Origin of the sequence: Candidatus Thiodubiliella endoseptemdiera (assembly GCF_964212635.1) — a bacterium.
Lineage (GTDB): Bacteria > Pseudomonadota > Gammaproteobacteria > PS1 > Pseudothioglobaceae > Thiodubiliella > Thiodubiliella endoseptemdiera.
Genome location: NZ_OZ156463.1, coordinates 941,993 through 962,813 on the forward strand (window position 1 = coordinate 941,993; position 20,821 = coordinate 962,813).

Consider the following 20,821-nt stretch of genomic DNA (forward strand, 5'->3'; position numbering starts at 1 on the left):
AATAATGAATGAATTTTTAACAAATATTGGGAACTCAATCGTACAAATACACTGGTCAGCCTGGATTTCCATAATTATTTTTATTGGGTTTGGTATGCGCGGATTTAAGCGCGGCTTGGCAAAAGAGTTAATTGGTTTAGGCTTTATGATACTTTCATTCGTCATTGCTTGGTTGTTTTACGATTCCTTATCGACCCACACACTGATTACTTGGATGTCGTTATCAATACAATCAAATATGGCAATTGCCTTTGGCGTTATTTTTGTTTTGATGCAAGCGGCTAAAATAGCACTTTATCGATTAACCGCAATGGCATCAGAAATAACTGACCCCTGTGTATTAAATAAATCACTTTTAATCCTTTTTCTGCTGATTGCCACCGCTATATTTAATTACTATATAGATGTATTTCTCAATTTCAACACCGTAGAAACCGTAGTAACTACTGGATTGTTGCGCACTGGCTCATCATTTATTATCACTTTTTTTGCCATTATTGGTTTATTTGTTACCATATCTAAACCACTCAAACTTTCAATTAGTGTTTCATATCCTTGCTTTTTATCCTCTTTTATTCAAGGGATCTTAAATCTATTAAGCTCCTTGAATAACAAACTTAATGCGGTCAGTGTCATCAGTAGAAGCAATTCTATATTTGGCTCAGTTATTGGGCTAATAAAAGGCTTTATGTTTATTATTATTGTGATTTTAATATTACAAAGTATTGACATTGTATCGCAGGAATATTTCTGGGTTGAGTCTAAAAGTTCACTCAGAGTATTCCAAGATGTAGCATCAAATATCAAACCAGAATTATCAAAATACTTACTCTTTATTAAGGAATAACTTATGTGCGGTATTGTTGGCATTCTATCCACCACTAAAAAAGACACGGCAATTTATATTTACGATGCGCTAACTATTCTTCAGCATCGTGGGCAAGATGCCGCAGGCATTGTTACTTCGCATAAAGGTCGCTTTTATATGCGTAAGTCAAATGGCTTAGTTAGAAACGCTTTTAGGACAAAACACATCTCTGGCTTACTGGGCGATATGGGCATTGGACATGTGCGTTATCCGACGGCGGGCAGTTCATCGGGTGCGGAAGCACAGCCTTTTTATGTGAATTCACCGTATGGTATTACCTTTGCTCATAACGGCAATTTGACCAATACTGCAGAATTAGCAAAAGAATTATTTGAACAAGATTTACGCCATATTAACACCAATTCTGATTCTGAAATCTTACTCAATGTCTTTGCAGGGGAATTGGCAAAATTAGAAAAACAGCGTATTAATGAAAAAGATATTTTTACTTCTATCATGCAAGTACATAAACGCGTACGAGGTGCTTATGCAGCCGTTGGTATGATTCCAGGCTATGGTATTTTTGGCTTCCGTGACCCAAATGGCATCCGCCCACTCATCTTAGGAAAACGCACCACTAAAGGCGGCACCAAATATATGCTGGCTTCGGAAAGCGTGGCACTCACAGCGTTAGGCTACAAAGTAACTCGTGATATTGCCCCAGGCGAAGGCGTGGTAATTGACAGAAAAGGCAATATTTTTACTAAGCAATGCTCAGACAAGTCGCAATACAGTCCTTGTATTTTTGAGTTTGTTTATTTTGCCCGTCCAGATTCGGTGATTGATAATATTTCCGTGTATAAATCACGCCTTAGAATGGGTGAAAAGTTGGCAGAAAAAATCCAAAATGAATGGAGTGAGACAATTGATGTGGTGATTCCAATCCCAGATACCTCTCGTGTGGCAGCCTTGCAATTAGCACAAAAATTAGGGGTGAAATACTCCGAAGGTTTGATTAAAAACCGTTATATTGCCCGCACCTTTATTATGCCAGGGCAAAAACAGCGTAAAAAATCTGTGCGTCAAAAACTCAGTGCGATTGAACTTGAATTTAAAGGTAGAAATGTTTTATTGGTTGATGATTCGATTGTGCGTGGCACCACCAGTCAACAAATTGTGCAAATGGCACGGGATGCTGGTGCTAAAAATGTATTTTTTGCCTCGGCTGCCCCTGCAGTACGCTACCCCAATGTTTACGGCATTGATATGGCAAGTAACAAAGAATTTATTGCCCATGACAAAACCGCCGAGCAAGTATGCACAGCGATTGGTGCTGATAAACTAATTTACCAAGATTTAGATGATTTAATTTGGTGCGTTCAGCAAGGAAACCCAAGCATTAAAACCTTTGACAATTCTTGTTTTGATGGTGAATATGTTACTGGCGATATTGACAAAAACTACCTACAAAGCATTGAAGATATACGCTCTGACACTGCCAAACAAGAAAACAACACCAACGAAAGTTCAGAATTAATTTGTAATGATGTAGAATAACTCCATGCTAGAAATCAAAGACACGCCAAAGATTAGTCACCCTTCAAGCAAGGGGTGCGATATTTCTTACCCAATTTTAGAGCGTAATAAAACACCTGATTATATAGATGGTGCCTTTCAGATGGGATTGTTAGATCGTTTTGAAACAAAAGAATTCGACCACAATAAACCTGATTTTACTTTTATTGATTTATTTGCAGGTATTGGTGGTTTTCATCTAGCGGCTTCAAATTTAGGTGGAAAATGTGTTTTTGCTAGTGAGTGTGACGACAATGCCCGTAAAACTTATGAAGTAAACTTTCTAAAACACAATAAAGATTTATTCTATTCAAATAACTTTGCAGGTGATATTACTGAAGTTGATGAAAAAGACATTCCCAGTTTTGATTTTTTATTTGCGGGTTTCCCTTGTCAGCCATTTTCCAAAGGAGGACACAGAAAAGGTTTTGAAGACACCAGAGGCACTTTGTTTTTTGATGTTGCAAGAATTATAAAACACCATAATCCCAACTATGTGCTACTTGAAAATGTGCAAAATTTAGTTACCCACGATAGCGGTAAAACATTTGAGACAATTTGCAACACTTTGGATGAATTAGGTTATGCAATAAACACCACTCCTTTAATTTTAAGTCCTGATGACTTTGGGATTCCAGCCATTAGAAAGCGTATTTTTATCCCAGCTATTAAAAAGACACTGATAAAAAAAGACAAACTTATGTTAAATCTTTCTAGTGCTTTATCTTTGGTTGATGAGCAAGGGGCCTATGGCATTGTAGATAAGAAACCAGTTGATAAAAAATTCTATATTTCTGATTATGAAACAAAAGTTTTAAAAGTTTGGAATGATTTTTATTTGGGTATTGATATTAAAGTAATCGGGTATCCAATATGGGCAAACGAATTTAATAAAGAATACAAAATTATTGATACACCTGAATGGAAGGTAACGATTATTTTGAAAAACAGAGCACTTTATAAACGCAATAAAAAATTTATTGACAAATGGCTGAAAAAATACGATTATTTAAAGTGGATGAAGCCAACACAACAAAAAATGGAATGGCAGGCAGGTGCAGACATTAACAATATTTACGAGGGTTTAATCCAATTTAGACCCTCAGGCGTTCGAGTAAAAAGACCCAATAAGTTTTCAACCTTAGTGGCAATGAACCAACCACAAATTATCGGAAAATATAAACGCAGACTAACCCTTGATGAAACCAAAAAATTACAATCATTTCCTGATAATTTTATCTTGCATAATCAACATAATATAGCCTTAAAACAACTGGGAAACTCCGTCAATATGGAAGTGGTTAAAAAAATTATCCAAAAGATGAGAGATTATGCCAATTAAAGTAGAACAAATTACAAAAACTGGTTTGGTTGTTAGTGATTATGATAAAAAACTAAAACCCAATGACATTAAGTTACTTTTATCTAAACAGCAACATATAGAAATTAAGTCTAACAAAAATCCCTACATTGTCAAATATAAAAATAAAGACATAAATTTATATGTAAAAAATATTACTTATTTAGGTAGGAAAAAAGATAAATTTGGCAATTATAATGATTGGGAGCATTATAAAAAACGAATACAAATTGGTAAAAACTTTAAACCAGTATCCAAGCAAAAAAACACCTTGTTATTAGGCGTGTATCATTATGATAATGCAAATGTATTCTGTATTTTTGATAAACAAAGTTATGAAAATAGTTCAGCAAATAATGCAAGTGCCCACATCCATACAATGGATATACACAAGGCAAGAAAATTAGGTATATTTGAAAAAGTCGACAAAAAAGGCAATAATCTCATTGTTTTTACTGAACAAAATTTTGAAAAAGTGTTTGGTATGATTTTGTTAAGTAAACAAACCGCTTTATCAAATGAACTGGATATTTTTAGTAAATTTTCTAATACTTTAAATACCAATTGGAATGGTATTGATTGCTATACAGAGATGATAAATGCAAATTTCAATAACGCTTATCTATCAGAATGGGCTGGACTCTATTTAGAATATAAATTTGAGCAGTTTTTAAACAGCAATCCCAATTATCAAAATACTTGTCAATATATACAAAATAAAACGAAAGGTTCGATTGATTTAGATTTGTGGTTTAAACAAGGTAAATATTATGGAGATTTAAAAGCCCATAATATTAACCAAAATTTACTCGGCAATGATAAGACAAATATTGACAAAGCAATAAAAGAGTATCAAAAAGTTTGGTATATTGCTTTTTCTCATCACACCATTAAAGATAAAGATAAGAATGGTGTAACAACTCAATTTTGGAATCAAAAGTTAAATAGTAACAAAGGTAAAAAGAAAAAATTAACTAGTTATTTATCAAGAATGAAACATTCTGTTATGCTGGATAATTTTGTGGTACTGGAGATAAATCAATTTAACCAGCAATATTTAGTTGATTTTAAACAAGGAAGAAATAGCGATGGAACGCCAAGAAATAAAAAAATATCAATCAAAAGAAAAGATATAGAAAACGATAATTTTGCAATTTATCGACAAAAACTATAAGGTATAAAGAATATGAAAAACAATAAATTCAACACAACCGCCATCCGAGAAGGTTATCAAGCCACTAACGAGCAGGAGCATTCTGAGGCGATTTTTCTTACTTCTAGTTTTAAGTTTGACTCCGCAGAACAGGCGGCGGCTCGTTTTGCTAAAGAAGAACCAGGTAATATTTACGCACGATTTACCAATCCTACGGTTGATGCTTTTGAGAGAAAATTAGCCGCACTTGAGGGTGCAGATGGTTGTGTTGCGACCTCGAGCGGTATGGCGGCAATCTTTGCTACGATTATGGCATTGGTTAAATCGGGCGACCATATTGTGGCTTCGCGTAATATGTTTGGCACCTCAATTGTGCTACTCAACACCATTATTAGTAAATTTGATATTGGAGTTAGTTATGTTGATTTAAGTGATTTATCACAGTGGAAAAGTGCGGTGGCAAGTAACACAAAATTATTCTTATTAGAAACACCCTCTAATCCGTTGGGTGAGGTGGTGGATATTGTTGCGTTGAGCGAAATTAGCCGAGCCAATGATATTTTATTAGCGGTGGATAATGCGATTTTATCGCCAGCGTTACAAACACCAATCAAATTAGGGGCGGATATTGTGATTCATTCAGCCACTAAATATATTGATGGGCAAGGTCGTTGCTTGGCAGGTGCAGTACTAGGCAACACAAATATTATTGAGCAAATATCTGCTTTTACCCGTGCAACTGGTCCGAGTTTGAGTGCATTTAATGCATGGATTGTGCTAAAAGGATTGGACACACTCAGTCTTAGGATGGAAGCACATTCTAAAAATGCACTCAAAGTTGCAACTTGGCTGAAAAACCAACCGCAAGTAGAAAAAGTGTACTATTTAGGTTTAGAGTCTCATCCTCATCATCAATTGGCAAAAAAACAGCAATCGGGTTTCGGCGGTATTGTTTCATTTGAAGTGGCAGGTGGCCAGGCAGCGGCATTTAAGTTAATTAATGCAACTGAAATATTTTCCATTACTGCTAATCTAGGCGATACCAAATCTACTATTACTCATCCAGCAACCACTACACACAGTCGTTTAAGCGATGAAGAAAAAGTCAATGCCAATATCGCCGATGGCTTGATTCGACTCTCAATCGGCTTAGAGGATGCGGATGATTTAATAGCGGATATAGATAAAGGGCTTTCGGTATAATATTCAACAAATTTATAATCAATAAAAACTATGCAAAATTCTTATTCTTACGAAGAGCTTATTAAATGTGGCAACGGCGAGTTATTCGGTCCAGGTAATGCACAATTGCCAAAACCGCCAATGCTGATGTTTGATAGAGTGATAGAAATCAATAAAGAAGGTGGGAAATTTGGCAAGGGTGAGATTATTGCTGAGCTAGATATTAAGCCTGAGTTGTGGTTTTTTGATTGTCATTTTAATGAAGACCCAGTGATGCCAGGTTGTCTTGGTATTGACGCAATGTGGCAATTGATTGGTTTTTACTTGGGATGGTTAGGAGGCCCTGGTCGTGGTCGCGCACTAGGTGCTGGTGATATTAAATTTACCGGTCAAGTATTACCGAATGCTAAAAAAGTTGTTTACAGAATTAATTTATCGCGCGTAATCGAACGCAAACTTTATATGGGTGTTGGCGATGCAACGATGGAAGTGGATGGTAAAGTAATTTACGAAGCTGCCAACTTGAAAGTTGGATTGTTTACTGACACCAGCAAAATGTAATGAATAGAGTTGTTATTACAGGAATGGGCATCGTTTCAAGTTTGGGTGCGAATTGTAACGAAGTTTTAGAGTCTTTAAAAACTGCCAAATCAGGCATTAAATTCGATGAAAAATATGCGGAATTGGGGCTTAGGTCGCATGTGTCTGGTCAGGTTGCTGAGGTGGATAGTAGTGAAATCATTGATAGAAAAATGAAGCGCTTTATGGCAGATGCAGCCATTTATAATGCCATTGCTTTGGACGAAGCTATCAAGCAATCTGGGTTAACCGATACACAGGTTTCTCACGAACGCACAGGACTGATTATGGGTTCTGGCGGGGCATCTAACCAAAATGTGGTTGAGGCTGCTGATATTTTAAGAGAGAAAGGTATTAAACGCGTTGGCCCATATCGTGTACCACGCGCTATGGGTTCCACTACTTCTGCTTGTTTATCTACCTTGTTCAAAATCAAAGGCGTTAACTATTCAATCAGTTCAGCTTGTTCGACCAGTGCACATTGTATTGGTAATGCGATGGAACAAATTCAACTCGGCAAACAAGATGTGGTATTTGCAGGAGGTGGTGAAGAATTAAATTGGTCGTTGACTATGCTATTTGATGCGATGGGTGCGTTGTCTTCTAAATACAATGAAGCCCCTGAGCAAGCCTCCCGTGCTTTTGATACAGAACGAGATGGTTTTGTTATCTCGGGTGGTGGTGGTGCTTTGGTGTTAGAATCACTAGAACACGCTGAAGCACGAGGGGCAACGATTCTTGCAGAATTAACAGGTTACGGTGCCACTTCTGATGGTTATGATATGGTTGCACCATCAGGCGAAGGTGCTAAACGCTGTATGCAACTTGCCATTTCAACTGTTGACGGTCCAATTGATTATATCAATGCACACGGGACTTCAACACCTGTTGGTGACGCCAAAGAATTAGGTGCAATTAAAGCAGTGTTTGGTGATGAGATCCCCAATGTTGGCTCAACTAAATCACTTTCTGGCCATGCACTTGGTGCTGCAGGGGTGAATGAATCTATCTATTCATTATTAATGCTAGAAAATAATTTTATGGCAGAATCGGTGAATATCGATACCTTGGACGAAGCCGCCGATGGTGTGCCAATCGTTCAGGCAACAACGGTACAATCACTCAATCGAGTAATGTCTAATAGTTTTGGCTTTGGTGGCACGAATGCTTGTTTGGTGTTTGAAAAGTTTAAAAAATAAACTTAGGGTTTGCCATTAAATGGTGGATATTTATCGGTGATTAGTAATATTGCGTAAGCACTTACTCTGAAGTTATAACGCAGAAATCCAACCAAAAAATTAAACAATGTTTCTGGCATTTTCCCCATAATTAGCACAGTCAGCCAGATAACAGGTGATAGCACAAATATAGCGGCGTATATTACTATCAATATTAAAAAATGCGGGGCAGCTAATAGCCATTTAATCAATGGTAAATACCGATTTAGCTCTTTCTTCACATCGGGATATTTTAAAACCAACTCAATATCTTGCTCTTCATCAACTGATGGATACTTATCCGTTAATAACATTGAATACGCTAAAATTCTATAACTAAGTTTACTTAGCTCACAAACCCAATCAAACCACCATTTTGGATATTTTCCTCTAACAACAATCATCAACATAATGGGTAGAAACAAAAAACCACCACCTACTTGCAATGCATTAGAATTATTACCTTCCACTAAAAATCCTGAAAGTAAAGCGATAATTAGAGCAGCAGGAATAACCAACAATAAACGAAAAAATACAGTAACTCGATTAGAACTGTCATTGTATTTAATATTTAATTGTGCTGGATAATTTGTATTATCTGACATATTTCCTCTGTAGGTTTATTGATTTTCAAATATTGAGACCTTTGCATAAATAGGGATGATTAGCAAAATGACAGATTTTATTAAATTGGAAATTTTTTAAATCCACTCCTAACAGGGCTAAGGGTGTTTTTAAAAAGTTTGTAATTTGATGAAAGATGGCGTTTTGATGATTATTCATATTTATGCAAAGGTCTCATTATAACACGACTAAGGGCGGTTATCGATTGCTTGCTCTTCTTTTTCTGATGGTAATAAATCTTCCTTGCTAATGCCCAGTGCCAAAATCATTGTGCTTGCCACATAGATTGAAGAATAAGTACCAATCACCACACCAATCAACAATGCCAATGCAAAACTATGAATAGTTTCACCACCAAGGTAGAACAATGCCACCAATACCAATAAAGTAGTAACTGAGGTCATAATCGTTCTAGAAAGCGTTTGGTTGAGTGCGCCATTCACAATCTTTGTGGGGTCTGTATGGCGAGTTGATAGGAAATTTTCACGAATACGGTCAAATACCACAATCGTATCATTCAGTGAATAACCAATTACCGCCAAAATCGCTGCCAATACGGTCAAATCAAATTCTATTTGCAGAATTGAAAAGATACCTAGGGTAATAATAACATCGTGGATAAGAGCTGAGATTGAACCCAAGGCAAAGCGATATTCAAACCGAAATGCCACATAAATTAAAATACCAATTAATGCATATAGCATCGCCAAACCACCATCATTGGCCAGTTCTTCACCCACTTTAGGGCCGACAAATTCCACACGACGGATATCCACACCATACCCTAATAAATGGATAATTTTAGAGCTGAGTTTTGCACTGGAAATAGCCTGTGGTTCAAGACGGATTAAGATTTCTTTGGTTGAGCCAAAATACTGCACATTGACACCCTTGAAATCTGCATCATTTAGCACCTTTCTAATATCTGCCAAATTTGCATCTTGCTGATAACCCACTTCAAGTAAAGTACCGCCTGTGAAGTCAATGCCAAATTTTAAGCCATTCGTTGTTAATGAAAATATTGAAACAATAATCAACAACAGCGAAAAAATAATTGAGTAAGTACGCTTGCCAACAAAGTCAATCGTAGGAATATTTAATGCCTTCATATTGATAACCCCTGTATTTTTTTACCACCGTAAATCTTATTGATAATTGCTCTTGAGACAATAATCGCCGTGAACATCGAAGTAATGATACCAATGGACAAAGTAATAGCAAAACCTTTAATCGGCCCCGTGCCAAAACTGAATAACACTAATGCAGCAATCAGCGTAGTAATATTCGCATCTGCAATCGTCAATACCGCTTTATCATAACCGCTAGAAATGGCTTTTTGGATGTTGCTATCTACTCCCAACTCTTCCTTGATACGCTCAAAAATCAACACATTCGCATCAACTGCCATACCTACCGTTAAAACGATACCCGCAATACCCGGTAAAGTGAGTGTTGCTTGCAGCAATGATAATACGGCTACAATCATTACTAGATTTAAGGTCAATGCCACATTGGCTACCATGCCAAATACACGATAACGAAATGCCATAAACAATAAGACCAATACAAAACCCACAATCACACTCAATACCCCTTTGGCAATATTATCTGCACCAAGACTTGGACCGATGGTGCGTTCTTCAACAATCTCAATCGGTGCTGAAAGCGAACCTGCTCTGAGCAATAACGCCAAGTTGCGTGCTTCACGGGCACTGTCAATACCAGTGATTTGGAAACGCGATGAGAAAGTGCCTTGAATAGTGGCTGCATTAATGATGTCTTTCGTTGTTGTGCGTTTTTTAACAATTTTTTCACCTTTGCGTATCGTCTCTACCTTATTTTCAATAAAAACAACTGCCATACGATGGTTCACATATTTCTTTGTTGTATCTAACATTGCACGACCACCAGCATTATCCAAAGTGATATTGACTTGTGGCGTGCTGCTTTCTTGGTCAATACCAGACGCCGCACCCGTGATATTTTCACCTGTTGCAATCACTCTGCTTTTTAACAACAAAGGTCTGCCGTCTTTAAAATAATACAATTTTGAGCCAATCGGCGATCTGCCCGATTGAACCGCTATTTGCGGGTCATTTTCTTCATCCACCAATCTAAATTCCAGCGTTGCTACTGCGCCTAAAATCTCTTTGGCTCTTGCAGTATCTTGTACCCCTGGCAACTGCACCACAATACGCTCTAAACCCTGTTGCTGAATAATTGGCTCTGCCACACCCAACTCATTCACTCGGTTTCTTAGCGTGGTCATATTTTGCTTTAATGCATTGCTTTTAGCTTGTTTTTTGGCATTGTCACTAATACCGACAAAAACCATCAACGCCTCTTCATTATCGCTGTCTAAAATAACCAAATCATTTAACTCGGATTTAATAATTTTTAATACTTTGGGTTTTGACTCAAGTGTTTTAAGGCGGATAGCAATATAATCGTCCTGCTTTTTAATACTCTTATACAAACGCTCAGTGCGTAACAATGTGCGTAACTCATTATAGTATTTATCCATTGACATTAACAATACCGAATGCATATCTACCTCTAATAAGAAATGCACTCCACCACGCAAATCCAACCCTAACGACATCGCCTTACCACCTAAACCAGTCAGCCAAGAAGGCACTGAAGGGGCAAGATTAAGGGCAACAACGAAATTGCGACCCAATCCTGTTTTAAGGTAATCATTGGCAGAAAGTTGACTGGCATTGTCTTTAAAACGCACCAAAATACGCCGACCCGATAAAGTGGCCGACTTATAATTAACGCCCTTAGCATTTAAAGTGCTTGTAACTTTGTTTAAATCAGTCTCGGTAATCATCTTATCCCCAGCACTCGACACTTGCACCGCCAAATCTGCACCAAAAATATTGGGCAAAGCGTATAAAGCAGAAAGCAACAAGAAAAAGCCAATCAGTGTATTTTTTAATGTTGAATATTGATTCATTTTTTTACTGTAAGAGGTTCAACTTCTTACAACCTTTATAGTGGATTAAATAATGGTTAAATAGCGGCACTGCCTTTGGGCAATTTTTGATTGATGCCTTGTTTTTGCACTTTGATAGCAACGCCTGCGGCAATTTCAATGATAGCAAAAGATTCATCAACCGATTTTACAACACCAATAGTGCCGCCATTTGTAACCACTTCATCGCCTGCTTTTAAGGCTGCCAATAAGGTTTTATGGTCTTTGGCGCGTTTTTGCTGTGGACGAATTAACAAAAAGTAGAAAACGATAAATAACAATACGATGGGTATTAAATCCCCCAAACCGCCCAAACCTGATACTACCCCAGTTGCCTCACCTTCTGCAAATGCGGGTGTGATGATTAAATCTAATAAACTCATTGTTTTTTCTCCTATATAAAAAAAATTGATTAATTAATAATACTGATGCCACCCATATAACGGTGCAATACATCGGGTATTTTAATACTTCCGTCGGCCTGTTGGTGGTTTTCTAACACTGCCACCAAAGTTCTGCCAACTGCCAATCCCGAACCATTCAAGGTGTGCAATAACGCCACTTTGCCCGTTGCTGGATTTTTCCATCTGAGTTGCAAGCGTCTTGCCTGAAAATCTTCAAAACACGAACAAGAAGAAATCTCACGATATGCACTTTGCCCTGGCAACCACACTTCTAAATCATATGTCTTAGCCGCTGAAAAACCCAAGTCACCTGTGCATAAATTGACCTTACGATAAGGCAATTCTAACGCCTGCAAAATACTTTCCGCATGTCCTGTCAAAGTCTCCAAAGTCGCATAAGAATCCTCTGCTTTCACCATCTGCACCATTTCCACTTTTTCAAATTGATGCTGGCGAATCAAGCCTCGTGTATCGCGTCCATAAGCACCTGCCTCAGAACGAAAACTCGGCGTATGTCCCACAAATTTAATCGGTAACTCGCTCTCCTTCACCATAGTGTCACGCATAATATTGGTAATCGGCACTTCCCCTGTTGGAATCAAATACAAAGTTTTTGCATCACCCTCTTCGCCATGCAGGGAAGTTTTAAACAAATCTGCCTCAAACTTAGGCAATTGCCCCGTCCCTGTCAGCGATTCTGCATTCACCAAATAAGGCACATAAACCTCTGTATAACCATTATCCACATGTTGGTCAATCATAAACTGCGTCAAAGCACGATGCAAGCGAGCGATTTTCCCTGTCATTACTGAAAATCGTGCACCCGATATCTTAGCAGCCGTTTCAAAATCTAAACCATGCATCTCGCCCAAATCAACATGATCTTTCGCCACAAAATTATATTGCTGTGGCTTACCCCATTTCAACACCTCAATATTATCTTCTTCAGAATTACCTATTGGCACAGATTCGTGCGGTATATTCGGCATCGCCATCACAATATCATCAATTCTTTGCTGAATACCTTGCAATTCACTTTTTGCCGCATCCAGTTTGTCGCCCAAATCAGCAACGGCATCCAATAAAGGTTTAATGTCTTCGCCGGCCGCCTTTGCTTTGCCAATCGCTTTTGACTGTGAATTGCGTGAATTTTGCAACTCCTGTGTTTCCATTTGATTTTTTTTGCGTCGCTCCTCTAAAACAGACAAGGCACTCGCATCAAAAGAAAAATTGCGCCTTTTTAAAGCGGCTTCCACTGATTTAATATCATTTCTTAGTTGTTTCGTATCTAACATTAGTATATAATTATATCCTTATATAAAAGGAATACTGTCAAATTTAGTATTCACTCAAAAATTTATCAAGGAATTATACTATGTTCAACTCATTTTCGGGCGACGATGCTTGTAAACTCTTAGCCAATGGCGCTCAATTAGTCGATGTTCGTTCAACTTCTGAATTTGCACAAGGTGCTTTACCAAATGCTGTCAATTTACCCCTGCAATCTGTGATGAATGCTAAAAATATTCTTGACGAAAACAAAGCCATCATCTTATACTGCGTTAGTGGTGCTCGCTCTGCAACTGCCAAAAACTATCTATTGCAAATGGGTTTTGATAATGTAAACGATTTAGGTTCATTTAAAAACTACAATTGCGACTAAGTTATTTTTTGTTAAAATCTCGTTATGCGAGTAAAAAGTAAATGGCATAAAACCCAAGTTAAAACCATCGAAGATATCGGTGGCGCAATGGCGTTCATTTGTTGGCGTATCACCAAAAACCACCTTGAAGACTTAATCAACGAAGGCTTTGTCATTGAAAAAGAACAAGTTTTCGATGTTATTGCCGAATACTTATGTTTTCTTATTCAGTCCATCGACAGACTAATATTCAAAACACTCAACACCAAACAACGCCAAGAACTCATTAATAAGCTAGCAAAACAATCGGCGTTTTATTACCAAGAAAATAAAACTGACCGAATTGTCGAAGGCAACCATTGGAAGGCATTCATCAACACTTACAACCAACGCTCAAAAGACTACTCTGATTATGAATTTATCGGCAATGAACCCGATTATCACTTCCTTAGATACTTTGCTGAAAAAGTTAAATCTGCCATGACTGATGTTGATGAAAAATGGATTGTGCAACAAATGATTGAAATCCAAGCGCCCAAAGCCTTCAAAAAAATCAGTGCAAGCGTTGATGACTTGGTTTCAGTTGATAACATCATCTCCAAAACCGAACAAATCAAACTCAAAGAAGAAAAAATCCCCCGCTCTAAACGCAAATCTACCCGTTCAGATTTAAAAATATTGCCATAAAATATTAACCAAATATCACAAAACATACAACAACTATCAACTTAATCATTGCCGAACTTTTATTGGGAATCGTTTTTACAACAATTACTTGAACCATTATCACCGCCCCGCCTGCTGATATATTTCACCGTAAAGAATGAAATATAGAGACCTTTGCATAAATAGGGATGATTAGCAAAATGACAGATTTTATTAAATTGGAAATTTTTTAAATCCACTCCTAGCAGGGCTAAGGGTGTTTTTAAAAAGTTTGTAATTTGATGAAAGATGGCGTTTTGATGATTATTCATATTTATGCAAAGGTCTCTACTAACAAAGTTAGGTATTTTGGTATGTGCCTCGCCGTTAACAAACGCCCCCCACAGAGTGATTAACCATCAACTATTTATAACCCTTTATGCCCTGATAGACTCTTACATATCATCAACACAGATTAAAATATTCCCGATAAAATATACTAATGAGAATTGCTATTGTTAAACTTTCTGCCTTAGGAGATATTATTCATGCTATGAGTGTATTGCAATTTATTAAGCGGCATTTGCCAGATTCTACGGTCGATTGGGTAGTGGAGGAAGGTTTTAAAGATGTTTTGGCTAGCAATCCAGATATCAACCAAATTCTTACGGTCAACATCAAAAGAGCGAAAAAAGAAAAATCTTTTAAATTACTATTTCAGACTTTAAGAAAGCTTAAAAAGCTTAAAAAATACGATATTGTTATTGATATGCAGGGGTTGCTCAAATCTGCTATTGTCTCTAGCCTCATTCCATCAGAAAAAACTTTTGGCTTTGATAAAGCTTCTTTGCGTGAGAGATCTGCGACGAGTTTTTATTCCGACACTTGTCAGATAAAATATGCTGAAAATGTAATTAAACGCAATGCATTTATCGTTTCTAGTGCCTTGGGGCTGATTATTTCACACAATGATATTTTAAATAAACAACCATTTTTGCATTTTAATAATAGCTTTAAACCCTACTTTCTGCAAAATGACAGGCCGAATATTGCCTTTGTGCCAGGGGCTTCGTTTGATTCTAAGGTTTATCCTGTGGAGAATTTTGGGCAATTAGCGTTGGCATTGGATGCCAATATTACACTTTTATGGGGTAATGAAAAGGAAAAAATAATGGCTGAAAAGATACAACAAATTGCTCCAGAAGTAACGCTTTCTGCTCAATTGTCGTTAGGAGAATTAAAAGCATTCATCGGGCAGATGAATCTTGTGATTGGTGGTGATACGGGTCCAACTCATATGGCTTGGGCGCTTAACATTCCTTCTATTACACTATTTGGCTCAACACCCGGTTATCGGAATACTTATCTCACTAAAATTAATAAAATTATTGAGTCTAATTCTAAGGTAAACCCTAACAAAATCAACAAAGACGATATGTCAATTCAAACTATTGAAGTAGATAATATTACCAATACCGCTAAAGAATTATTGTTTTTGACTGACTAATTGAGTTAAGAATAAATTGGGCTTTTGATTTTTTTTCATTAATTTTATGCCCGCTCCTGACTAAAATCGTGTTTTTTATCCCTGCCTTATTTGCTGCAGAAATGTCATTCTCCTTATCGCCAATCATCCAAGAATTTTGCATAGCAATATTGTGTTTTTTCTGTGCACTTAGCAGCATACCTGGTTTAGGCTTTCGACATTCGCAATCATCTTCTGGTGTGTGTGGGCAATAAAACACATCCAAAATATCAACCCCCTGCTGTTTAAACTGCGCCAATACCCAGATATTGAGTTTGTCAAAATCATCAGCATTATAATAACCTCTAGCAATACCCGATTGGTTGGTAACAATGATAATTTTGAATCCGAGCTCTTGAAATTGTCGGCAAGCGTCAAACACACCGTCAATAAAAATAAAATCCTCTATTTTATAGAGGTAATTTTTTTCTTGGTTAATGACACCATCACGGTCTAAAAAAACAATTCTCATTTTAAAATTTCACTAGGCTTTTTGTGTGTCCACTTCCCTCTAGGCTTGTCAATATATTGAAAATGTTCATTGGTAAAGTCACCTTGAACACAAACATAGCGATATGACTTATCATTAATTGCAATCTTACTTTGTTTGATAGCATCGCTAAAAGGCACAGGTCCAGTCAGTGAAAAGACACCGACAACTTGATTGCTGTTAATGTTTTCAAGAATAATTTCAGTGGCTTTTTCTAAAATTGGATGATTTTTCTGGGAGGCGATAAAATAGTTAGTATGCGTATTGTCACTTCCTTTAAGAATAAAAAGTTCCTTATCTGTTTTTTTAATAAGACCTGATAATGGAAAAACCAGGTGTGCATCAATATCCATATAAATACCGCCCAAATGCTGCAACACCAATAAACGCCATAAATCAGCCTGTGCTGCACCGTCATTTAAACGCTCATAGGCTTTAACTATATCAGCACCAGTATTTTCTTTGATAAAAATCAGACGATCTTCAGTGCTAACATAATGATAATCATAACTAAGGCTCATTAGCCGATTAAACAAATAGTTTAAATAAATTGGTAAACTTACTCGATTAGTGTAGTTAGTTTGCCAAATTTTTTTAGGAATAATCTGCTTTTTTCCTTGAACAAGTGCTTTACTATATTTGGGTATAGTAAAGCGTTTTTTAGGTAGAAAGAAATGAAAAGGATAGCTGATAAATACTTTACTCAAATTACCAATAAGCTTTGAACATCTGTTGCAAGTTAAAATTAATAATGACATTGAAGTTTTTATAATTGTTTAATAGGAAGTTTACATTAAAATGAATATTTTAAAGAGACCTTTGCATAAATATGAATAATCATCAAAACACCATCTTTCATCAAATTACAAACTTTTTAAAAACACCCTTAGCCCTGCTAGGAGTGGATTTAAAAAATTTCCAATTTAATAAAATCTGTCATTTTGCTAATCATCCCTATTTATGCAAAGGTCTCTTAAAGTAATTTACAGACATGATTAAACAACAGCTCATTCATACTGACTATCAACCTTTGGTTGACAAAATAGAATATTATTTTGCACAGAGCGATATTGTGTTGCACGATGCGAGGAATATAATCAAAGAAGTTGATTTTAACAACGAAATGCTCGTGGTTAAATCATATAAGCAACTGAGCTGGTTTCGCGGGTTTATTTATACTTATTTAAAAAAATCTAAAGCTTGGAGGGCATATGAATACGGGCTAAAAATTGCTGAATTTACCCCTAAAGTTGTTGCTAGAATTGAATATTTTCAGCCGTTGCTGACAAAAAGTTATTTAATTTGTTATAAATGTGAAGCAGATTTTAATATGCAAGCACCTTTGTTTAAAGACCACCCAGAAAAGCAAATAATTTTTATTAAATTTGCTGAATTTATTTATCAACTGCATCAAAATAACATCCTTCATCAAGATTTATCTCCGGGTAATATTTTGATTAAAAAAAATCAACTGGGTTATGAGTTTAAAATTATTGACATCAATCGTATGAATTTTAAAATACTCAACTTACAACAGCGAGCAAAGAATTTTAACAAACTTTGGGCGGATGACATTGATTTAGGCGTTATACTTAAAGCGTATGCAAAACTAGCTAAATTTGACGAGGTAAGTTTTGTGCAATTAGGCGTTAAATACAATCAGCAAAATAAAGCACGCAAGACACGCAAACGCAAAATCAAACAGGTATTAGGACTATGGTAAAAAATATCTCTGTTGTTATTATCATTAAAGACGGCGAGAGAACCATTAAACCAACACTTGATGCACTCGTCAAATTTTCTGATGTCGTGGTCTATGACAATGGTTCAACGGACAATACTTTAGATATAGTCGGCGCTTATCCTAATGTTAATCTTATTCAAGGTGATTTTTTAGGCTTTGGAATGACTAAAAATAAAGCCGCCACTTATGCCAAAAATGATTGGATTCTATCACTAGATGCAGACGAAGTTTTAGGTGCCAACTTTTTAATTGGCTTAGAAAACCTAGTTTTAAATCAAACAACTGTTTATCAAATCTTTAGACAAAATTTTTATCAACAAAAACACATTAAACACTGTTGGAATAACGACAAAATAGTGCGATTATATCACCGTCAAAAAACCCGATTTACCAACAATAAAGTACATGAAAATGTATTGACTGATGGCTTAAACATCAAGCCCTTAACTGGTTTTGTTAACCATTATCCATACAGTAATATCAGTGATTTTATCAAAAAATTAGACATTTACTCCAGTGAATTTGCGTTGGACAATGTTGGGAAAAAAACCTCTTCACCTATAAAAGCAGTGTTTAATTGTGGCTTTTCATTTTTTAAAACCTATTTCCTAAAACGCGGTTTTTTAGATGGGTATGCAGGCTTGGTTATTGCTTTTTCACACATGGCAACTAATTTTTATAAATATATTAAGTTGTATGAACTTAATCAGAAAAAATGAATATTCTAATTACTCGTCACGATAAGATTGGTGATTTTATTACGACCTTGCCTTTATTTTATGTAATAAAAAAAACTTATCCTAATGCCAAAATTTTTGCTTTAGTATCAAATATCAATTTTGAGTTAGCTGAACAAATTGATTTTATTGATAAAGTTATTTTGTATGATAGAAATCATTTTTGGCAAACGCTAAAGGTAATAAAAAATGCAAATATTGAGGTTGGTATTAGCGCCTTCATTGATACCCAATTAGGTTGGCTTTTATTTTTAAGTCGTATTAAAACACGCATTGCACCAGCGACAAAAATTGCTCAACTGTTTTTTAACAAAACACGCAAACAAAAACGCAGTAAAGTAGAAAAAACTGAATTTGAATACAATCTTGATTTGGCAAAATTACTCAATAAAAACATTTCCCTAGAATTTAAAAAACCCTTATTAACATTACCCAACAATACAAAATTTAGAGAACAACACCAAATAGACCAAGGCAAAAAAATAGTATTGCTTCATCCTGGATATGGTGGCAGCAGTGATGGTAATTTGTCGTTAAAAGATTATTTGAGTCTTGCCAAAATAATCAGAAGTAAAGACAACACCCAAATCGTGTGGACTTTCGGACCTGATGATTTATCAACAAAAAATCAACTTCAATCAAAAATAAACAAAAAAGATATTATTCACCAGCCAAAAACACTACTTGATTTCTGTAATTTGATAAATAACAGTTTGCTAATAATTAGCACCTCAACTGGTCCCATGCACCTAGCGGGTGCACTTAACATACAAACCATTAGTTTTTTTGGCGACAACTTATTTGCCAGCCCCAAACGCTGGGCAACAATCAATAATTTAAGTAGGCAACATAATTTCACTGTTGACAAATATTTTAAATTAGCCGATGTAAAGCAACTCGTTACAGAAATTTTATGTTAAGATTTTATCGCACTTACACAACGCCTTTTAAGGAAAAAATACCAACTTTTGTAGAGGTTTTTTTCTTGCGTGTTCCCTTATTTAAAAGATTTTTAAGATTTTTTGGGCGTTACATATATTCAGAGATTACTTTAAGAGACTCTCAAAAATTAAATACAATCACTAAACAACATAAAAAGATTTTATGGGTGCAATGGGTGGATAGTTATTTGGGCGACAGCTTAATGGATTTATCAAGTAGAATCTTGTTAAAGGATAAAGAAATAGATTTATTAACCAAAGAAAATGTGGCTAATATTTATCAAAATGATACTATTTTTAGGCATATTTTTACCGATCCAAAGCAATGTGCGTCCAATCAATATGATTTATTAATAATTGACAGTTATAGGCAACGCAGTTTAAAGGTTCTTACAAAAGATTTGCTACAATTGCCACATATTTCTTTATACGGTTACTACAATGTTGATGATTTTAATCGTTTATATTTTTCATTTTTCCACATTAACAAACTTACTGGCTGTCATTATAACCAACAACAAATAGAACAAATTGCAAAACCATTATTACCAATTAGTAAACAGGACAAGATAGCCATTTCAAGCCTCAATTTGCCTGATAATTTTATAGCCATTGTCATTGGTTCAGCAAGTGTTGATCGTAATTTTAATAAATGGGATGTGATTGTTGATGCTATATTTACACAAGATATTGTGGAGAATATTGTTTTGATTGGTGCAAAAAATGCAAAAATTGAAGCAAGAAAAATTCAACGAAAACACCCAAATAAAATAATCGATACGACTGGAAGGTGCTCTTTTAATCAAACGGCTCAAATTATTAAGAAATCTAACTTATTAGTCTGTGCTGATGGTGGCTTGTTGCATGCTGCAAATGCTGTTCTAACGCCCGTCGTGGCTCTATTCTACCATATTGAGCCGACAACTAGACTCATTAAAATTAATAAATCTATAGCGTTAATGGGCAAAAATAATATGGGCCATATTCAATCTGATACAATTATAGAAAAAATACAACTATTACAAAAGGACAGCGAATGGGAAATGAAACAAGAAAAACCAATAAATTAAGAGAGACCTTTGCATAAATAGGGATGATTAGCAAAATGACAGATTTTATTAAATTGGAAATTTTTTAAATCCACTCCTAGCAGGGCTAAGGGTGTTTTTAAAAAGTTTGTAATTTGATGAAAGATGGCGTTTTGATGATTATTCATAT

The 20,821-nt window shown here is 35.8% G+C and carries 25 protein-coding genes; 15 read left to right on the top strand and 10 right to left on the bottom strand.

Annotated features, from left to right (window positions below; translation table 11 throughout):
* Positions 1 to 4 precede the first annotated feature (4 nt).
* Genes AB8525_RS04805 through fabB form a run of 7 tightly spaced genes read left to right on the top strand, consistent with a single transcriptional unit; the run spans position 5 to position 7,856 of the window.
* A complete protein-coding gene (locus AB8525_RS04805) occupies positions 5 to 847 on the top strand; it encodes a CvpA family protein (protein ID WP_369178929.1) in 843 nt (280 codons plus the stop codon).
* 3 nt (positions 848 to 850) lie between these two features.
* A complete protein-coding gene (gene purF, locus AB8525_RS04810) occupies positions 851 to 2,365 on the top strand; it encodes an amidophosphoribosyltransferase (RefSeq protein WP_369178931.1) in 1,515 nt (504 codons plus the stop codon).
* Positions 2,366 to 2,369: 4 nt separating this feature from the next.
* Entirely contained in the window at positions 2,370 to 3,725 is a 1,356-nt protein-coding gene (locus tag AB8525_RS04815; protein WP_369178933.1) for a DNA cytosine methyltransferase, read from the top strand.
* On the top strand, positions 3,715 to 4,917 hold the full coding sequence (locus tag AB8525_RS04820) for a hypothetical protein (protein ID WP_369178934.1): 1,203 nt from the start codon (positions 3,715 to 3,717) through the stop codon (positions 4,915 to 4,917). The genes AB8525_RS04815 and AB8525_RS04820 overlap by 11 nt, the downstream gene beginning before the upstream one ends.
* A 12-nt stretch (positions 4,918 to 4,929) precedes the next feature.
* Entirely contained in the window at positions 4,930 to 6,099 is a 1,170-nt protein-coding gene (locus AB8525_RS04825) for an O-succinylhomoserine sulfhydrylase (RefSeq protein ID WP_369178936.1), read from the top strand.
* Positions 6,100 to 6,129: 30 nt separating this feature from the next.
* Complete coding sequence (fabA, locus tag AB8525_RS04830; protein ID WP_369178937.1) at positions 6,130 to 6,639, top strand: 3-hydroxyacyl-[acyl-carrier-protein] dehydratase FabA; 510 nt, start codon at positions 6,130 to 6,132, stop codon at positions 6,637 to 6,639.
* Positions 6,639 to 7,856 (top strand): beta-ketoacyl-ACP synthase I, encoded by a 1,218-nt coding sequence (gene fabB / locus AB8525_RS04835; protein WP_369178939.1) that lies wholly within the window; start codon positions 6,639 to 6,641, stop codon positions 7,854 to 7,856. Before fabA ends, fabB begins: the two co-directional genes overlap by 1 nt.
* A 2-nt stretch (positions 7,857 to 7,858) precedes the next feature.
* Here the strand turns inward: fabB and AB8525_RS04840 are convergent, their stop codons facing one another.
* Genes AB8525_RS04840 through serS form a run of 6 tightly spaced genes read right to left on the bottom strand, consistent with a single transcriptional unit; the run spans position 7,859 to position 13,174 of the window.
* Entirely contained in the window at positions 7,859 to 8,479 is a 621-nt protein-coding gene (locus AB8525_RS04840) for a DUF4389 domain-containing protein (protein ID WP_369178941.1), read from the bottom strand.
* Between the two features lie 25 nt (positions 8,480 to 8,504).
* Positions 8,505 to 8,657: a hypothetical protein gene (locus AB8525_RS04845; protein ID WP_369178943.1), complete on the bottom strand. Its 153-nt coding sequence runs from the start codon at positions 8,655 to 8,657 to the stop codon at positions 8,505 to 8,507.
* A gap of 29 nt (positions 8,658 to 8,686) precedes the next feature.
* Positions 8,687 to 9,613: a protein translocase subunit SecF gene (gene secF / locus AB8525_RS04850; protein WP_369179017.1), complete on the bottom strand. Its 927-nt coding sequence runs from the start codon at positions 9,611 to 9,613 to the stop codon at positions 8,687 to 8,689.
* Positions 9,604 to 11,457, bottom strand: coding sequence for a protein translocase subunit SecD (gene secD, locus AB8525_RS04855; RefSeq protein ID WP_369152967.1), 1,854 nt, complete (start codon positions 11,455 to 11,457; stop codon positions 9,604 to 9,606). The genes secF and secD overlap by 10 nt, the downstream gene beginning before the upstream one ends.
* 56 nt (positions 11,458 to 11,513) lie before the next feature.
* Positions 11,514 to 11,858 carry a preprotein translocase subunit YajC gene (gene yajC / locus AB8525_RS04860; protein ID WP_369178945.1) on the bottom strand — a complete coding sequence of 115 codons (345 nt, stop codon included), beginning with the start codon at positions 11,856 to 11,858 and terminating at the stop codon, positions 11,514 to 11,516.
* A gap of 29 nt (positions 11,859 to 11,887) precedes the next feature.
* On the bottom strand, positions 11,888 to 13,174 hold the full coding sequence (serS, locus tag AB8525_RS04865) for a serine--tRNA ligase (RefSeq protein WP_369152969.1): 1,287 nt from the start codon (positions 13,172 to 13,174) through the stop codon (positions 11,888 to 11,890).
* An 80-nt stretch (positions 13,175 to 13,254) separates the two neighbouring features.
* Here serS and AB8525_RS04870 point away from each other — a divergent pair, with 80 nt between their 5' ends.
* Positions 13,255 to 13,542 carry a rhodanese-like domain-containing protein gene (locus AB8525_RS04870; RefSeq protein WP_369152971.1) on the top strand — a complete coding sequence of 96 codons (288 nt, stop codon included), beginning with the start codon at positions 13,255 to 13,257 and terminating at the stop codon, positions 13,540 to 13,542.
* A gap of 24 nt (positions 13,543 to 13,566) precedes the next feature.
* Entirely contained in the window at positions 13,567 to 14,208 is a 642-nt protein-coding gene (locus AB8525_RS04875) for a hypothetical protein (RefSeq protein ID WP_369178947.1), read from the top strand.
* Between the two features lie 59 nt (positions 14,209 to 14,267).
* Here AB8525_RS04875 and AB8525_RS04880 read toward each other — a convergent pair whose 3' ends face one another.
* Positions 14,268 to 14,498, bottom strand: coding sequence for a hypothetical protein (locus AB8525_RS04880; RefSeq protein ID WP_369178949.1), 231 nt, complete (start codon positions 14,496 to 14,498; stop codon positions 14,268 to 14,270).
* Positions 14,499 to 14,668: 170 nt separating this feature from the next.
* Between AB8525_RS04880 and waaC the strand changes: the two genes are divergently transcribed.
* Positions 14,669 to 15,673 (top strand): lipopolysaccharide heptosyltransferase I, encoded by a 1,005-nt coding sequence (gene waaC, locus AB8525_RS04885; RefSeq protein WP_369178950.1) that lies wholly within the window; start codon positions 14,669 to 14,671, stop codon positions 15,671 to 15,673.
* On the opposite strand, the gene gmhB is transcribed toward waaC, so the two are convergent.
* Together gmhB and AB8525_RS04895 are read right to left on the bottom strand one after the other, a co-directional pair.
* Positions 15,645 to 16,163, bottom strand: a complete 519-nt coding sequence (gene gmhB / locus AB8525_RS04890) for a D-glycero-beta-D-manno-heptose 1,7-bisphosphate 7-phosphatase (RefSeq protein WP_369152976.1) — start codon at positions 16,161 to 16,163, stop codon at positions 15,645 to 15,647. The two genes, waaC and gmhB, sit on opposite strands and share 29 nt — an antisense overlap.
* Positions 16,160 to 16,939 (bottom strand): glycosyltransferase family 32 protein, encoded by a 780-nt coding sequence (locus AB8525_RS04895; protein ID WP_369152977.1) that lies wholly within the window; start codon positions 16,937 to 16,939, stop codon positions 16,160 to 16,162. Before AB8525_RS04895 ends, gmhB begins: the two co-directional genes overlap by 4 nt.
* Before the next feature lie 71 nt (positions 16,940 to 17,010).
* Here AB8525_RS04895 and AB8525_RS04900 point away from each other — a divergent pair, with 71 nt between their 5' ends.
* From AB8525_RS04900 to AB8525_RS04920, 5 genes are read left to right on the top strand one after another with little or no spacing between them, the layout of a single operon-like run.
* Positions 17,011 to 17,163 carry a hypothetical protein gene (locus tag AB8525_RS04900; RefSeq protein WP_369152978.1) on the top strand — a complete coding sequence of 51 codons (153 nt, stop codon included), beginning with the start codon at positions 17,011 to 17,013 and terminating at the stop codon, positions 17,161 to 17,163.
* A 9-nt stretch (positions 17,164 to 17,172) separates the two neighbouring features.
* Positions 17,173 to 17,904, top strand: a complete 732-nt coding sequence (locus tag AB8525_RS04905; protein ID WP_369178952.1) for a lipopolysaccharide kinase InaA family protein — start codon at positions 17,173 to 17,175, stop codon at positions 17,902 to 17,904.
* Positions 17,898 to 18,644, top strand: coding sequence for a glycosyltransferase family 2 protein (locus AB8525_RS04910; RefSeq protein ID WP_369178954.1), 747 nt, complete (start codon positions 17,898 to 17,900; stop codon positions 18,642 to 18,644). The genes AB8525_RS04905 and AB8525_RS04910 overlap by 7 nt, the downstream gene beginning before the upstream one ends.
* The gene (locus tag AB8525_RS04915; RefSeq protein WP_369178956.1) at positions 18,641 to 19,582 is read left to right on the top strand and encodes a glycosyltransferase family 9 protein; all 942 of its coding nucleotides are present in this window, start codon (positions 18,641 to 18,643) and stop codon (positions 19,580 to 19,582) included. The genes AB8525_RS04910 and AB8525_RS04915 overlap by 4 nt, the downstream gene beginning before the upstream one ends.
* Complete coding sequence (locus AB8525_RS04920; protein ID WP_369152983.1) at positions 19,576 to 20,673, top strand: glycosyltransferase family 9 protein; 1,098 nt, start codon at positions 19,576 to 19,578, stop codon at positions 20,671 to 20,673. Before AB8525_RS04915 ends, AB8525_RS04920 begins: the two co-directional genes overlap by 7 nt.
* Here AB8525_RS04920 and AB8525_RS04925 read toward each other — a convergent pair.
* A complete protein-coding gene (locus AB8525_RS04925; protein ID WP_369150451.1) occupies positions 20,670 to 20,819 on the bottom strand; it encodes a hypothetical protein in 150 nt (49 codons plus the stop codon). The two genes, AB8525_RS04920 and AB8525_RS04925, sit on opposite strands and share 4 nt — an antisense overlap.
* Positions 20,820 to 20,821: the final 2 nt, after the last annotated feature.

Coding starts and splice junctions, on each gene's coding strand:
- AB8525_RS04805 (WP_369178929.1), top strand. CDS start 5: ATGAATGAATTTTTAACAAATATTGGGAACTCAATCGTACAAATACAC.
- purF (WP_369178931.1), top strand. CDS start 851: ATGTGCGGTATTGTTGGCATTCTATCCACCACTAAAAAAGACACGGCA.
- AB8525_RS04815 (WP_369178933.1), top strand. CDS start 2,370: ATGCTAGAAATCAAAGACACGCCAAAGATTAGTCACCCTTCAAGCAAG.
- AB8525_RS04820 (WP_369178934.1), top strand. CDS start 3,715: ATGCCAATTAAAGTAGAACAAATTACAAAAACTGGTTTGGTTGTTAGT.
- AB8525_RS04825 (WP_369178936.1), top strand. CDS start 4,930: ATGAAAAACAATAAATTCAACACAACCGCCATCCGAGAAGGTTATCAA.
- fabA (WP_369178937.1), top strand. CDS start 6,130: ATGCAAAATTCTTATTCTTACGAAGAGCTTATTAAATGTGGCAACGGC.
- fabB (WP_369178939.1), top strand. CDS start 6,639: ATGAATAGAGTTGTTATTACAGGAATGGGCATCGTTTCAAGTTTGGGT.
- AB8525_RS04840 (WP_369178941.1), bottom strand. CDS start 8,479: ATGTCAGATAATACAAATTATCCAGCACAATTAAATATTAAATACAAT.
- AB8525_RS04845 (WP_369178943.1), bottom strand. CDS start 8,657: ATGAATAATCATCAAAACGCCATCTTTCATCAAATTACAAACTTTTTA.
- secD (WP_369152967.1), bottom strand. CDS start 11,457: ATGAATCAATATTCAACATTAAAAAATACACTGATTGGCTTTTTCTTG.
- yajC (WP_369178945.1), bottom strand. CDS start 11,858: ATGAGTTTATTAGATTTAATCATCACACCCGCATTTGCAGAAGGTGAG.
- serS (WP_369152969.1), bottom strand. CDS start 13,174: ATGTTAGATACGAAACAACTAAGAAATGATATTAAATCAGTGGAAGCC.
- AB8525_RS04870 (WP_369152971.1), top strand. CDS start 13,255: ATGTTCAACTCATTTTCGGGCGACGATGCTTGTAAACTCTTAGCCAAT.
- AB8525_RS04875 (WP_369178947.1), top strand. CDS start 13,567: ATGCGAGTAAAAAGTAAATGGCATAAAACCCAAGTTAAAACCATCGAA.
- AB8525_RS04880 (WP_369178949.1), bottom strand. CDS start 14,498: ATGAATAATCATCAAAACGCCATCTTTCATCAAATTACAAACTTTTTA.
- waaC (WP_369178950.1), top strand. CDS start 14,669: ATGAGAATTGCTATTGTTAAACTTTCTGCCTTAGGAGATATTATTCAT.
- gmhB (WP_369152976.1), bottom strand. CDS start 16,163: ATGAGAATTGTTTTTTTAGACCGTGATGGTGTCATTAACCAAGAAAAA.
- AB8525_RS04895 (WP_369152977.1), bottom strand. CDS start 16,939: ATGTCATTATTAATTTTAACTTGCAACAGATGTTCAAAGCTTATTGGT.
- AB8525_RS04900 (WP_369152978.1), top strand. CDS start 17,011: ATGAATAATCATCAAAACACCATCTTTCATCAAATTACAAACTTTTTA.
- AB8525_RS04905 (WP_369178952.1), top strand. CDS start 17,173: ATGATTAAACAACAGCTCATTCATACTGACTATCAACCTTTGGTTGAC.
- AB8525_RS04910 (WP_369178954.1), top strand. CDS start 17,898: ATGGTAAAAAATATCTCTGTTGTTATTATCATTAAAGACGGCGAGAGA.
- AB8525_RS04915 (WP_369178956.1), top strand. CDS start 18,641: ATGAATATTCTAATTACTCGTCACGATAAGATTGGTGATTTTATTACG.
- AB8525_RS04920 (WP_369152983.1), top strand. CDS start 19,576: ATGTTAAGATTTTATCGCACTTACACAACGCCTTTTAAGGAAAAAATA.
- AB8525_RS04925 (WP_369150451.1), bottom strand. CDS start 20,819: ATGAATAATCATCAAAACGCCATCTTTCATCAAATTACAAACTTTTTA.